This is a genomic window from Vibrio sp. PNB23_22_6 (assembly GCF_052877535.1).
The window spans coordinates 1-13949 of record NZ_JBNFXP010000023.1 but is presented as its reverse complement, the minus strand read 5'-3'; the positions used below and the strand labels follow the sequence as shown (position 1 = coordinate 13949).

At 42.4% G+C, this 13949-nt stretch carries 11 protein-coding genes and 1 riboswitch; of the genes, 7 read left to right on the top strand and 4 right to left on the bottom strand.

Going from position 1 to position 13949, the window contains the following annotated elements; translation table 11 throughout:
• The first annotated feature begins 71 nt into the window (after positions 1–71).
• The 4 genes from ACVA54_RS15935 to ACVA54_RS15920 all read left to right on the top strand — a co-directional run bounded on the left by ACVA54_RS15935 (position 72) and on the right by ACVA54_RS15920 (position 2563).
• On the top strand, positions 72–272 hold the full coding sequence (locus ACVA54_RS15935) for a helix-turn-helix transcriptional regulator (RefSeq protein WP_446620089.1): 201 nt from the start codon (positions 72–74) through the stop codon (positions 270–272).
• Positions 265–753: a helix-turn-helix domain-containing protein gene (locus tag ACVA54_RS15930; protein WP_446649746.1), complete on the top strand. Its 489-nt coding sequence runs from the start codon at positions 265–267 to the stop codon at positions 751–753. Before ACVA54_RS15935 ends, ACVA54_RS15930 begins: the two co-directional genes overlap by 8 nt.
• A complete protein-coding gene (locus tag ACVA54_RS15925; RefSeq protein ID WP_446649745.1) occupies positions 743–1840 on the top strand; it encodes a tyrosine-type recombinase/integrase in 1098 nt (365 codons plus the stop codon). Before ACVA54_RS15930 ends, ACVA54_RS15925 begins: the two co-directional genes overlap by 11 nt.
• A 156-nt stretch (positions 1841–1996) precedes the next feature.
• Complete coding sequence (locus ACVA54_RS15920) at positions 1997–2563, top strand: recombinase family protein (protein WP_446649751.1); 567 nt, start codon at positions 1997–1999, stop codon at positions 2561–2563.
• A 228-nt stretch (positions 2564–2791) separates the two neighbouring features.
• Here ACVA54_RS15920 and ACVA54_RS15915 read toward each other — a convergent pair whose 3' ends face one another.
• Both ACVA54_RS15915 and ACVA54_RS15910 read right to left on the bottom strand, forming a co-directional pair.
• Entirely contained in the window at positions 2792–3397 is a 606-nt protein-coding gene (locus ACVA54_RS15915; protein WP_446649744.1) for a porin family protein, read from the bottom strand.
• Positions 3398–3924: 527 nt separating this feature from the next.
• Positions 3925–5658 carry a DUF262 domain-containing protein gene (locus ACVA54_RS15910; protein WP_446649743.1) on the bottom strand — a complete coding sequence of 578 codons (1734 nt, stop codon included), beginning with the start codon at positions 5656–5658 and terminating at the stop codon, positions 3925–3927.
• Positions 5659–7027: 1369 nt separating this feature from the next.
• Between ACVA54_RS15910 and ACVA54_RS15905 the strand changes: the two genes are divergently transcribed.
• Positions 7028–8407, top strand: a complete 1380-nt coding sequence (locus tag ACVA54_RS15905; RefSeq protein ID WP_446620084.1) for a DUF3427 domain-containing protein — start codon at positions 7028–7030, stop codon at positions 8405–8407.
• 265 nt (positions 8408–8672) lie between these two features.
• On the opposite strand, the gene trmA is transcribed toward ACVA54_RS15905, so the two are convergent.
• Positions 8673–9782, bottom strand: a complete 1110-nt coding sequence (gene trmA / locus ACVA54_RS15900) for a tRNA (uridine(54)-C5)-methyltransferase TrmA (protein ID WP_446620083.1) — start codon at positions 9780–9782, stop codon at positions 8673–8675.
• A 183-nt stretch (positions 9783–9965) separates the two neighbouring features.
• Positions 9966–10167, top strand: a riboswitch (cobalamin riboswitch).
• 56 nt (positions 10168–10223) lie between these two features.
• On the opposite strand from trmA, the gene ACVA54_RS15895 reads away from it, so the two are divergent.
• Entirely contained in the window at positions 10224–12098 is a 1875-nt protein-coding gene (locus tag ACVA54_RS15895) for a TonB-dependent receptor domain-containing protein (RefSeq protein WP_446581630.1), read from the top strand.
• A 182-nt stretch (positions 12099–12280) separates the two neighbouring features.
• Positions 12281–13096, top strand: coding sequence for a glutamate racemase (gene murI / locus ACVA54_RS15890; RefSeq protein ID WP_099080967.1), 816 nt, complete (start codon positions 12281–12283; stop codon positions 13094–13096).
• Here the strand turns inward: murI and ACVA54_RS15885 are convergent.
• Positions 13050–13505 carry an RNA recognition motif domain-containing protein gene (locus tag ACVA54_RS15885; protein WP_099080968.1) on the bottom strand — a complete coding sequence of 152 codons (456 nt, stop codon included), beginning with the start codon at positions 13503–13505 and terminating at the stop codon, positions 13050–13052. The two genes, murI and ACVA54_RS15885, sit on opposite strands and share 47 nt — an antisense overlap.
• Positions 13506–13949 lie beyond the last annotated feature (444 nt).

The window sequence follows — 13949 nt, the reverse complement described above, 5'->3', positions numbered from 1 at the left end:
CTAGGGCTTTAAACGCCCAAATCGCCCACTTAATCTTTGCTCATTCTATTTATGAACAAGGAGAGACTTTAATGTCTAATACAATCATACGGTTACCTGAAGTAAAGCAGAGAACTGGTTTATCACGAAGCACAATATATTTACGTATGTCGAAAGGATTGTTTCCAAAATCCATTTCACTAGGAGCACGTGCTGTTGGTTGGTTAGAAGCTGATGTCGAGCAGTGGCTTGGTGCGTGCATTGCTGCATCTAAGGCGGTTGACAATGACTAGACGTAATTACGCTAATCACATAAAAAGCAATCGTAACTATACCGTTATTGATGCCAGTAACACATTGGGGGTTCATCCGAAGACTGTTCGTAATTGGCTTAAGGTAGGCTTACCTATCGCTGATGAAAAGCGTCCGCTTTTAATTCATGGTGCAGATTTGAAAGTCTACTTAAAGCAAAAGCGCAAAGCTGTGATGTTTGATTGTGAAGAGCATGAGATGTGCTGTTTTCGATGTAAACAACCAATGAAGCCAAGTATTGAGTCGGTGCTTTTTATTGCAAAACCAGCAGGGATGGCTCACATGACAGGATTGTGTGAAGAGTGCGGGTGCCGAATGAACAAGTATGTTTCGTGGCGCAATGTGAATGATATTTGGCTTGAACTCAAGGGTAAATTACCGATAGCTGAAAAACACTTAATCCTAAGAGGGCAAAACCTCTTAAATTGTCCTTTCAATGGAGTTTTTAGTGATGAAAAGTAATCGTACAAATAATGCACGAATTATCTATGAGTTTACTAAGTATTTAAAGGAAGCTAAGCGCTTAGATGACTCAACCATAGATGGTGTTCTTAAGTCAGTTAATCGCTTTGAGGAATATACTGGTTATATTGATTTCAAGAAGTTTAGGGCGAAGCACGCTATTGGGTTTAAGAAGTACCTTCTCGGCAAAAAGTCCATTGCAACAGGTGAAATATTAAGTAAGGCAACTGTGTTGACAGCAATTCGTCACTTGAAGGCGTTCTTCCAATATTTGGTTACTCAGAAAGGATACCGAGCAAAAATCAATTACAGTGATATTGAATATTTCAACTTATCGGAAAAAGATACGCGTATCGCTAACGCAAAGCGTAAGAGAAATGTTGCTACGATAGAGCAGGTCAAACAAACCTTGGAGGCTATACATTGCTCGACGGCCATTGAAATGCGTGATAGAGCTTTAATGGCATTCGTTATCCTAACAGGAGCAAGAGACGGAGCGGTTGCTTCAGCAAAGATAAAGCATATTGATCTTGTTGAAAAAAGCTTTTATCAGGATGCAAGGGATGTGAATACAAAGTTCAGCAAAACATTCACAACATACTTTTTTCCTGTTGGGGAGCTGCCACTAAGGATTTTGACTGAATGGGTTGATTACTTGGTACAGGATCTAGGTTTCAATCAAAATTCGCCATTGTTTCCTAAAACCAAGTTAGCACATAACGCTAACCAGCAGTTTGAAGCTGTTGGTTTACTTGAAGAGCACTGGAGCAATGCGAGCCCAATCCGCAAAGCTTTTGCACAAGCTTTTGAAGCTGCTGGGTTGCCTTACTTTAATCCTCACAGTTTCCGAAATACTTTGGTGCGATTGGGTGAGCGGCTTTGCCGAACACCTGAAGAGTTCAAGGCATGGAGCCAAAACTTAGGACATGAAAGTGTACTGACCAGCTTTTACAGCTATGGTGACGTACCCGATTATAAGCAAGCCGAGCTACTACGTAAGTTAGCAGAACCGAAACCAGAACCCGATGCAGCTGATGCAGATCTCTTAAAAAGATTGTTAGCTGCGGCTAGAGAGCAGGGAATTTAGTTAAGCAGTTGTAAAGCTGGTATCAAAAAACATTCGTATGTTGATACCAGCTTTTTTATGTTGTTGTTGGCATCAAAAAAATAGCAAAAGAATTAAATGATACTAATGTTTATTGATACTAGGTTATTTGATTCTAATTTAAGTAAGGAAAAGTCAATGCGTTTGTTTTCGTACTGTCGAGTATCGACAACCGAGCAATCAACAGAAAATCAGATCATAGCTATTAGGCAGCGCGGGTACGATGTTATTGAATCACGGGTTGTGTCCGAAACGGTATCTGGTTCAGTCGAGGCGATGAAGCGACAGAAGTTCAAAATGCTGGTGGAACACCAACTTGAGCCGGGTGACATGTTGGTGGTTTTAAAGCTAGACCGACTGGGACGGGATAACATAGATGTTCAAAAGACGATCACTATGTTAGGGGAGAGGGGCATTAAAGTCGTTTGTTTGGACTTACCTGTAGCAGATTTGTCGAGTGCTGAAGGTAAGTTGATGCTGCAAATGTTCTCGGCGTTTGCTGAATTTGAGCGAAATCGAATCAGGGAGCGAACCAAGGAAGGACTAGATCGAGCTAAAGTAGAGGGTAAAAAGCTTGGTAGACCAGCAGCTCATGCCACCACAACCTCTGTTCAAGCAAAGAAGGCTGAAGGTTTGTCGCAGTCGAAAGTTGCGGAAGTGCTTAACCTGGGTATTGCTACTGTTAAAAGGCACTGGAATAAGTGAGGTGAGGATTTGGGACAGCAAGCTGAGAAGTTCTGTCCAGAGCTTTTAAAGTTGGCACATCGTAACTCAGAAGTGCCCTAAGGTTTGCTAGAACGCTAGAGCAACGAAAAAGAGGCTGATGTCTCAGCCTCTTGATTACCCAATGTACCCAGTGCGCACAACAAGCGTTAAATTACTGGTATTGTTGAGCTTAAAAGCATCCCAAAGGGGACACCTTTGAGTTCATAATTAAAAATACCAAACTATGTTAGCGTTTACACCGCTTACTTTTACGTTGTAAGACAAGCGTTCAGTGTCGGAATAGCGGTACGAGTAATCTTCATCGTGGAAAACGGCGTATTCGATTTGTAATTTTACGTTAGTACCTTTTCCGACTTCGATGCCTGCACCATATGTGAAGTCGCTTTCTGAATCACTTTCACCAAGAGACTTTAATGTTCCAACGCCATAACCGAATAACCCATAAAGGGAGAAGTACTCGTGAATCGGCAACGTTGGCTTAGCGTAAACAGCGAAGAACTTACTAACTTCAACATCTATACCTGCAAAGTCACCATCACTTGCTCCAAAATAACCTCTCACTTCACCAGAGATCCACGGGTTAAACTGATACCCAGCAAACGCACCTATTATTCCAGCACCATCTATATTCCCGCTTCCGGAGAAAGTTGACCCGTTATCATAGTATGCAGCATCAACATCGATATTGAGGAAAGAACCTCCAATCCCAAAATACATATCATCATAATTATCGGCGTAATCACTTGCCGCTGCGATTTTAGGAGCTAACGCAAGAAAGAGAGCAGAGACACCAACCAACATAGACTTATTCATATAATCCCTTATATTTTAATGAGTAATGTTGCATGAATGTAGGCTAGATTGTGCCAAATATAAACCAATGAGCTATAAAACAAGTGGCAAATGTGATTTGAGGCATACAAAAGAACCAATTCCTAATCTGGATTCAATGCAGCTAAGGTGTGATTTTCGTTTATAAGTTAGTTATTATGTACCATCTGGTCACAGAATAATGACCAGTAATGGCAAGTGTGCTACCCATTTACTGATTCGAAACGTAAGTTGATAGTTTCAACTTGATACAGAGGCTCAGCCTGAATTGAGTTTTATTTCAACTCCTTATGGGACAAGAGCGCCTTAGTGCTACACGCCTTAGTGCTACTACGCCTTAGTGCTACTACTCTAAAGCACTTCTGCCCCATTCCGAGTTAGCAAGTGCAATAGGCTTATTAATGGCAAACTGCGATCTCAGGCCTTACTATACGTCTGAAACTTAGGGAAGGACGAGTTGCATAAAAGTAACTCGTCTTTTCAGTAGCATTAGATAATGGAAGGAAATACTAATTGCTCCAAACAGTGTTGTAAGCAAGAGCTGCAAGAGCTTCTGTGCGAGCTACTATGTCATCTTCTGTCCATGTATCTTGAGTATTTGTTGCTAAGAAGTCAGAGACAACACGATAGTCTGATTGTTGATAAACCCGTTTTTTGGCGGGAAAGTCTCTCACATTAGCATTGCTATTCAACCCTTGACCCAATGGTAACAAGTTACCAATCGAGCCAATAATGTCGTTACTGACTCCGGTTGTTGACTGGCTCATTATGTGTTCAAGTGATAGATCGCTTGGCTCGAACTCATTATTATTCCGCAAAGAGCGCTCCAGCTTGACAAATACGTATTGAATAAGTTTTTTATGAGCAGTATTTCCATTTACAAACTGCAATTTAGAAAATTTATCCGTGAAGTTTTCTTGAGTCGGTTTCTTTAGATCTAATTTGGTCAGCAGTTCATTAATTATCTCTCTTGCATCTCTGGCGTTTTGTGCATTTGATAAGCTCCGAGCTGACTTAGCGTACAAGCCTTCTATGCCTGATGGGCGCAAGCTACAAATAGAGTTAAACATGAAATGGAAATTTTCTATCTTCTTTAAGGTCTCAATTAATTGGTTTTGTCTTATTACACCCCTTGAGCGAGCCTTAAATAGAGAAAGAAGGAAAGAACGCATAATACTAACGTTGAATATTCTTAAGGCAGAGAGAGAATTATAAATTGCAGCTTGATCTGCTTGAGGCCAGTCAGTAGCAAGAGGGGAAATAATCTTGATGTAGTTTTGGCTATCATCATATAGCTCTTTCAGGTAATCTTCAGCAGTTAGGTTTCCAGCATCCCATTGTTTTTTAAATGCTTTGTATAGATTACGCTTACTGGTATATGCAAAGTTTGTTGTCCAATGATGAATCGTATATTCCTCGAGTCCTACGGATACATCCCTAGATGATAGGTTTCTAACAATTCCATTCCATTTATCTTTTGCGAAATCAATAGGGTAAGTAGTCCCCCATTCTTGAAGCACCTTGTTTTTTATTAGATCAACAGGGCTTAAGTTGATTCCTCGAGCATTTAGAATTTCAAAAATTGTGTAGGCGTCATCACTGTTGAGTACGTTTACTCTAATCACTTTTAAATGATCTACGATTAAGTCAATTAAAACGTTGAGTAGTTCGATGTATTTCTCATTGTTCACATTGCCAGTTAGACTAAAAACTTTCTTTAATGAAGCTTTACCTACCAGTTTATTTATTTGATCAAAAGCGCTTTTTACGAGCTTATCTTCCTCAGATTGTGGGCTACAGTCGTGTGGCTCAAGATCTTGAACTAACAACTGATAAAAGTCTGTTGTTGAACGTTTGTCTAATTTTGCAAACTCTTGACCTCTTCGGTCTGACCCTTTGATATAGGTCTCAAAAGTTGATTGAGCGGCACGAACACCACCTGCGCTATTCAAAGCTCGACACAACGCAGAAATAAACATTGTTATTACAGTTAGGCGTTGTTGCCCGTCGACAACTTCTACCTCGAAACTATCATCTCGACCAGCTAAAACTAGAGTACCGATAAAATACTCTTCGCACTGATATTCTTCACCAGTAGTGTTGATTGAGTTCACTAGATCTGACCAAAGTTCATCTATGTTTTCTTTCGTCCAAGAAAACTCTCTTTGATATCGAGGAATGAAATACTGTTTACTCACTGATAAGAGCGCATTTATGGTCACGGGCTCAGCTTGGAAGTTCATCGAATACCTTTGATTCATAATAAGTATGCAGTTGAATATATCAGGTAAGTTACTTCCAATAAATCACAAGGGTAGAGATTTGTTAAGGGAGTAAGGGTAAGTTGATTTCGGTTACTTTTTACGTACTTGAGAGCGAAACGACCATACCAGCTAATAGTACTTGTGGATGTTTCTCAAGTGCGCAATATCAAGTCTCTGTTCTATCTACTCCGGGTTGTTCTTCAGCATCGTTTGTAGACGAGCTGTAGATGACCTGCGTACCGGTTCCCTTTAAATCGCCGTCAATTATATAGACAATTCGGAATCGTTTTGGACTGCCCTAACTCGTTCCTGTCCGTGCGACCTGAAGTCGTATGAAACGTTGTTCACCATGATAAGAGTGAACCATCTGTATCACCAGATGACCCTAGGATCCTGAATAAAGCAGCGGATCCGACAATGTAACGAAACTCAGCCGCTAGGCTGTGTGGGAACGGAATCGTGAGAGGATGTTCCTCCTGAGAACCACACTTCGGGTGAGTGCTAGGGAGTCAATATGATGAATGTAATGTGAATTCATGTAAGGTGCGTTATACGATGAAGCAGCGGAAGTGGTTAATACGCTGTAGCCAAAACGGCAATGAGAGTCGGAAAGAGATTGGACATTACTCTTTCGTGATCAGCGTACTCTTCGCACTATAGTGGGCATCTAAGTTGACATTTTACGCAACATACGGAACAGGGTAAGCCTGTATACCTCCCTATGGGAAAGCAGCCTGTGAGGGATGCCGATAGGTATGCAGGTAAAGGAGGTTAGAGAAAGCGAATGCCCCTTTGTAATGAAGAGGATACAGGTATATACCTGGCGCGAAAGCGAGCTGACTTCTAACTGGTCTCCCGTTGCGAGATAGCTTGAAGAACTTTATTAAAGAAGAAAAGCAAATGATGATTTCGAATGAAATCAGTGCGTCTTCTGACAACGAACCGTGGTTTCTTATTTGTTAAGTGGTCATTGGGGCAGTTTTAAAGCTTTGAGTGTGTATCGCAAAGGTAATTTTGTTACTGGGTGCTTAACGGTGCCTTTGTGGAGGCTTGAGCCGTATGCAGTGAAAGTTGCACGTACGGTTCTGAGGAGGGAGGCACCTGGCAACAGGTGCCGCCTATCCGACAATTACGAGTTACGACGGATGGTTTCGGATTTGTGGGCTTTAAATTCTTGCACTTTCTAACACATAGTATTTCTATATCAGAGGGCAGTAGAAGCCAGTTTCGATTTTTATGGAAACAGACAGATAGATTTCGTTCGATTCTTGGGTGGGTAGTCAATGTCAGGCATTTAAAAAGGATGACATAATGAACTCAATGCACATCTAGTAAAGAGGGTACTATTTTGGCTGAACTGATAACGAAACTTGGAACTCGAATTCTAATATCAGATAAATCTAAGCGAATTCAAGGGCTGAGGGAAATTGCAGAACCTCTTTCAGAACAGCACATTCAACAAGCTGCCACGAAGCTCGACACTGCGAATGAAGAGACAAGCTCTTTTAAAGACTCTACAAATTTCGATGTGATCGTTGATGCTAAAAGGTACCCACCAAAGGCCATACTAGGCATAGCACTGTCAGATTATTATGGCGTAGACATTCTCCCAGAACACTTTTCGGGTGGTGAAAAGAGTAGCTGCTTTCGGATACTCCGAGACCTTGGCTTTGAAACTGTTGATAAAGAGGGGGCGAATCCTAGGCGTGAAAACGAAATGTTTGATTACTCTAGCTTTGTGGTTGGGAGGCCGTACACTAAGTTAGAAGCATTTAAGCGTGCAGGTGTTTGGGTTCCTAATCACGCTCGTGACATCCCAGGGCCAACTAGATTTAGCAATTGTGTTGTGTTGTTTGTTACTCTGGAGAAAGAACGCAAAGAGCTTGAGCACAAGTACAACGATAAGTTTTTCCTTGGCGGTAGTATGTTTCAATGGGAGTCTCAAAACAAAAACACACCAGACACACCTCATATGATGATGATCATTGATGGGGAGCCAGTTGTACTTTTCGCTCGTGTTCACGAAAAGATTAAAAGTAAATCACAACCATTCACGTATGTCGGCCAGCTAGGGTATGTAAAACATAATTACCCTGTTGATAGAAAAGACATTCCTGTTGAGGTGATTTTTGAAGTGTTGGAGCATCAAAATCCGGCTAGTGATACGTTGTCTGACTTGTACGAATGGGCACCTGGCATTGATCCCGAAGATAAACCTATTGATGTTTCAAGAACCATTCTCAATGAAACTAGTGCCCCTACAAGCTCAATTAAGGCTACTGCGAAGCATGGTAAACCCACGGGTACTAAAAAGACTAATTGGGCAGAGCGAGATGAACGAAACAGAAATCTAGGTTTAGCGGGAGAAGAGTTAGTTCTCGAGCATGAAATTCGGAGATTAACTGACCTTGGATTAATCGACTTAGCAAAGAGGGTTGAACATGTTGCCGTAAGATCTGACGGTGATGGTTATGATGTTTTGTCTTTTGATGAGTATGGCGTTGAGAAGTACATCGAGGTTAAGACTACTAAACAGTCAAAGGGGACTGCCTTTTTCATATCGAGAAATGAAGTGGAGGTTTCTAGAGAAAAGGGTGAACAGTACTGGATATATCGCGTCTATGCTCTTAAAAATAGTTCAAGTAAGGCGAGCTTCTATGCTTTGCAGGGACCTGTGGATAAACACTTCGACCTAACTCCAGAGAGTTATAAAGCATTTCCCAAGTAACCAATTAATGAAGAAGGATGAATTGCACCTTCAGAACTAGAGAGTAACGAGGGCGAGCTGTTGTTTGTGCATCGCAATACTATGTTGCATGGTACTACTTCAGTGTAGCTCTAGCACAAAGCCACCAATATTGCTGGTGGCTTTGATATGAACACCTAGAGCTTTTTGAAATGAGCTCGTTTTCTATTTTTAGTGTTTTTATTGCCCCCGTACCCCAGGCCGTACCCAGAGCTATTTTTGCTATAATCTAAAAGCTAGAGAAGCCTTATTTTATGCGCTCTAGCAGTACGCCTGCTTCCATGTGGTGCGTGTAAGGGAATTGATCAAACAAAGCAAAACGCGTTACGTTATGTGTTTCACATAGAATGTCCAGGTTCTCTTTTAGTGTCTCAGGGTTGCAAGAGATGTACATAATGCGTCCGTAACCTTGCACCATTTTACACGTGTCTACATCCATACCTGAGCGTGGCGGGTCGACAAAAATCGTATTGCAGTTGTAGCTCTTCAGGTCCACACCCGCATCTTGTAGGCGGCGGAATTCACGCTTACCTTCGATGGCTTGCGTAAACTCTTCTGCTGATAGTCTTAAGATTTGTACGTTATCAATCTTGTTCGCTGCGATGTTGTATTGCGCAGAAACCACCGATGGTTTCGCTAGCTCAGTGGCTAAAACGCGGTCGAAGTTCTGTGCCAGTGCTAAAGAGAAGTTACCGTTACCACAATAAAGCTCTAGTAGATCACCGGTGCTCTCTTGAGTACAGTCAACCGCCCATTCCAGCATTTTTTCTGCCACTTTTCCGTTTGGCTGCGTGAAGCTGTTTTCAACTTGCTGGTAGATGTAACTTTTTCCGTTTACATCGAGCTTCTCAATGACGTAATCGCGGTCAAGAACGACTTTCATTTTTCGCGCACGACCGATGATGTTCAGGTTAAAGCCTTCATCATTTAGACGTTGCTTCAGTGCTTTTGCGTTTTCAATCCATTCATCATCAAGTTGACGGTGGTAAAGCAAAGAAACCAAAACCTCGCCACTCAACGTCGATAGGAAATCCACTTGGAACAATTTGCGGCGTAGTGATTCGTTGTCTTTCATTGCTTCAACCAATAGTGGCATCAAATCATTGATCAGACGACTTGCCGCAGGGAATTGGTCAACGCGGTATTTTTCACGAGTTTCTTGGTCAAACATGATGTAGTAAAGATCTTCACCCTCATGCCAAACGCGGAACTCAGCACGCATACGGTAGTGCTGCTCTGGGGATTCAAACACTTCAAGTTCTGGCACGTTGTATGGCGCGAACATATTTGTCAAACGTTCGACTTTTTCAGCCAGTTGTTCTTGGTAGCGTTGTGGGTTTACATCAAGAGTAGCCATGATCTTACCTTTTATGGTGCATTCAATTTTAGAGCGCAGATTTTATTCAATCTCAACAGTATGTCCAGTTTTGTACCTCAATTGATTTAAAGATAGTGTGCTTTGCGTCGGTAGATCGAGAAATGAACGAGAGTATAAGTAATTTGATGGGGATTCTTGGCTAGACAAATAATCAATAGCTTAATAGTATTTGCCCAAGCTGGTGTTATCTAGCAATCTAGATGGCTGAAATGGGAATCTGGTGAAAATCCAGAACTGACGCGCAGCGGTAAAAGAGAACGAACGCTCATCAAGACACTGCATTAGTTTGTGTGGGAAGTCGAGTAAGTAGGTGGCGTAAGCCTTGCTCTTAAGTCCGAATACCTGCCAGCACCCGAGCCACAGCATTGGACTACTTAAACAGTAGGGCTCGGTAGGAATTACGCGATTTAGGATAACATAATGAGAAAAACCCTTCTTGCGATCACGTGTGTATCGCTGTTTTCACCTACCTCTTATTTACATGCTCAAGTAACAACGGCCGATGAAACCGTTGTGGTGACGGCAAACCGATTCACACAAATTGATGGTGCGGTACTGGCACAAACGGTGACCGTTACCAAAGAAGACATTGAGCGTCTGCAAGCGCAAAGCTTGGTGGATGTATTCCGGACTTTACCTAGTGTTGAAGTCGCGCAGTATGGTGGTCGTGGACAAAGTGCTTCACTTTATGTTCGGGGCGGCAGTTTATCCCAGGTCCTTGTGCTAGTCGATGGTGTGCGTATGCCAAGAGCAATAATGGGTGGTGTGGACTTTAACCAGTTTCCAATTAACGCCATTGAACGCATCGACTATATCCGTGGTGCTCGCGCTTCTATCTACGGTTCAGAAGCGATTTCTGGCGTTATCAACATTATTACTCGTGCAAATATTGATAGTGATGCGAGTAAAGTATCCGCTGGCTACGGTTCTGATAACCATACCCAAGGCACCTTTGTTGTTTCCAAGCCAATTGGTGAAGACAAGCACATCAAAGGAGTTCTAGGTTACGAGAAAACGGATGGTTTTAATGTTAAGCCATTGCCGAGCGTTAATGACGGTGATGAGCACGGCTTTGAGTCTTTTAACTTTAAATTGGGCTATCAGCAGAACTTCTTTGAGAATGTGACAGGTTACGTTGGTGTGACGGCATATAACAATGAATATGACTACGACAATAGTAACTATGGAAACCCAGATTGGGACACTGTCGATAAGCACGAAAAGAAAACGGGTGAAGTAGAATATGTTGGCGCAGATTTGTCGTTAGAATATAACAAAGACGTTTATTCATCTGAATTGAAGTTGGCTTACGGTCAACAAGACAACTTTGACCACAAGTCCGGCCAAAGTAAGTCGACGGGTGATCATGTTGCCATTGAGCAATTCAATGCTTTTTGGCTTAACTCGTACAGTGTGAATGATGAGCTAAGCGTTGGTGGTAGCTTGGACTATCGCACTGAGAAGCTCGCAAAAGGCTACATTGCACCAAGTGATTGGGGACCAGCACAATACTACGCACCAGACAAGAACCCAAGAACCAACTTTGGTGTTAGCGCTATTGCTCAGTATGTATTTGACGTATGGACGCTAGAAGCAAGTGTACGTAATGACGAAAACAATCAGTTTGGTAACAACACCACATGGCAAACGGCTGCTAGTTGGAAAGTTTACGAAGGTTACGAGCTGACCTTGAGTCACGGCACCGCTTTTCGCGCCCCAAGCTTTGTTGACTTGTACTACCCAGGTTCTGAAATGCCAAACTTAAAACCAGAAGAGTCAGAAAATACGGAGATCTCTCTATCTGGCGCGGCATCCATTGTTGATTGGACGGTAACGGGTTACTACAACCAAATTGAGAATATGCTGATTTGGGAAGGTGCGGGCATGCAAAATGTCGGCGAAGCAGAAATCAAAGGGGTTGAGCTAGAAGTGAAGTTCGACACGGATGTTGTTTCTCACGAGTTCTATCTCGATTACAAAGATCCTATCGATAAGTCCGGAGCAGAAGACACTCAATTAGCTTACCGTTCAAAACGCGGTGCTAAGTGGAATGCTTACGCAACATTTGACCAATGGACGCTGGGTTCGCAGTATCTGTACCAAGGTGAGCGCTTCTATAATGGCAATAGACTCCCTAGTTATAGTCTATGGATCTTCACTGCTTCTTACGCTGTAAACCAAAGTTGGGATATTAATGCGAAACTGAGCAATGCATTCGATAAGGATTACGAGATGTATTCGGGCTACGCGACTCCGGGGCGTCAGTACTTTGTCTCAGCAGACTATCGCTTTTAATAGCGCTTGAGGAGTTAAGGCCGCCGTATAGGCGGTCTTGTTTATTTCAAAGACATATTGCATTAACTAAGCTTGGAGTGGGACTGAGGCGTAATGCCGCTATCAAAGATACCCAGTTAAAGCATTGCCAAACCAAATCTAACCAGTATGATCGCCGGGTCTCTAATTTGCAGGTAAGACTCGTGCGAGCATCAAGTAAGAAAAAAGTCCTAGTGTTTGATTCCGGTGTCGGAGGGCTATCTGTCTTTCAAGAAATCCACCGACTTCTGCCACACATGGATTACTTGTATTTGTTCGACAATGAAGCTTACCCATACGGTGAGCTTGATCAGGATGTCTTGATATCACGTGTTAATCAACTGGTGTCAGCATTAGTTGAAGATCATCAGGTAGATATTGTGGTCATCGCGTGCAATACCGCGAGTACTATTGTGCTTCCCTCGTTACGTGAAAGCTTATCCATACCTGTCGTCGGTGTCGTGCCAGCGATCAAGCCTGCTTCCTTACTTGCATCTCAAGGGGTTGGGCTTATTGCAACACCGGCAACCGTCACCCGCCAGTACACACATGAATTGATTCGTGATTTTGCACAAGGTAAACCGGTAGAACTCCTTGGCTCTACGCGTTTGGTTGATATGGCAGAAGAAAAGCTGCGTGGTCAGTCGATCTCGATGAATGAATTAAAGACGATCCTTTCGCCCTTGCGAGATAAAGTTGATGTCGCCGTGCTAGGTTGTACACACTTCCCATTGATGAAAGAAGAAATTCATCAAGCGTTAGATGGTGAAGTGACTCTGATTGACTCTGGTGAAGCGATTGCTCGTCGAGTGAAAGCGTTATTATTCAATCAGGAAATAGAAGAAAGTAAAGAAGAGGGGGCTAAGAAGATTTATGCCAGTGCACCTCCTTGGGAAGAAGATGCACTGAACGTTTGTTTGGCGAAACTAGGATTTAATCCTGTTCAGGTTTATCGCCATCCTGGTGTTTTGGATCGTTAGCAATTCGAACTTTCAATGTTCGTTCCATATATTCTTTTTCATTTAGTTTAGCGATGGCTGGTTCAGCATCCTCTGCTGCCATTACGACAAAACCAAACCCTCTTCTTTTGCCTGTGCGCTTATCTTTCATTAAGCGCACAGCGTAGACTTGACCATATTGCGCAAATAAATCACGCACGTGACTCTCATTTGCTTTATAAGGCAGGTTACCGACATACAGCGTTTTAGTAGAAGGATCGGTATTCGAAGGTTGAATAACAGGTGTCTTGCTAGAAAGTGAAAATAGAAAAGCAGTAGCGGCGACACCAATAACGAAGCTGAAGGCTGGCGAAATAGCCAATTGAGAGAAGACAACTCCCCCAACGACCGCTAACCCGGCACATAAGATCAGATTTTTTTTAGAAGTCATTTTAATTACTACATATAGATAAGAATTAAGTAAGTTGCCTATTAACAAAATAGACACATGGATCTTACGTATATGGTTGGTTTTTTTCCAACCAATTGCTGTGACATGTCTCAAATGTGACGAAGAAATATGCAGATACAACGTGTTTGATGGATAAGTGAGCGGTTGAATTGTTTTTTTTCGAAAAAAGGTTGTGTTCATTTCTCAGTTCCCTATACTGCGCATCCACCGACACGGAGTGAGACGAAAGTAACACGACGAGTTGGAAAGGGAGAAAAGAAGTTTGAAAAAACGCTTGACTCTCAAAACGGGAAGCGTAAAGTACGCACCCCTAACCACGAAGCGCAGAAGCGCCAAGTTGATTAGAAAAGCTCTTTAACAATATAGACCTATCAATCTGTGTGGGCACTCGTTGATGATAATCCAATTAGATACCTTGGTATC

Bases quoted from the DNA above. Each gene is read 5' to 3' on its own strand.
- ACVA54_RS15920 (WP_446649751.1), top strand. From the start codon at position 1,997: ATGCGTTTGTTTTCGTACTGTCGAGTATCGACAACCGAGCAATCAACA.
- ACVA54_RS15915 (WP_446649744.1), bottom strand. From the start codon at position 3,397: ATGAATAAGTCTATGTTGGTTGGTGTCTCTGCTCTCTTTCTTGCGTTA.
- ACVA54_RS15895 (WP_446581630.1), top strand. From the start codon at position 10,224: ATGAGAAAAACCCTTCTTGCGATCACGTGTGTATCGCTGTTTTCACCT.
- ACVA54_RS15910 (WP_446649743.1), bottom strand. From the start codon at position 5,658: ATGAACTTCCAAGCTGAGCCCGTGACCATAAATGCGCTCTTATCAGTG.
- ACVA54_RS15925 (WP_446649745.1), top strand. From the start codon at position 743: ATGAAAAGTAATCGTACAAATAATGCACGAATTATCTATGAGTTTACT.
- ACVA54_RS15885 (WP_099080968.1), bottom strand. From the start codon at position 13,505: ATGACTTCTAAAAAAAATCTGATCTTATGTGCCGGGTTAGCGGTCGTT.
- trmA (WP_446620083.1), bottom strand. From the start codon at position 9,782: ATGGCTACTCTTGATGTAAACCCACAACGCTACCAAGAACAACTGGCT.
- ACVA54_RS15930 (WP_446649746.1), top strand. From the start codon at position 265: ATGACTAGACGTAATTACGCTAATCACATAAAAAGCAATCGTAACTAT.
- ACVA54_RS15935 (WP_446620089.1), top strand. From the start codon at position 72: ATGTCTAATACAATCATACGGTTACCTGAAGTAAAGCAGAGAACTGGT.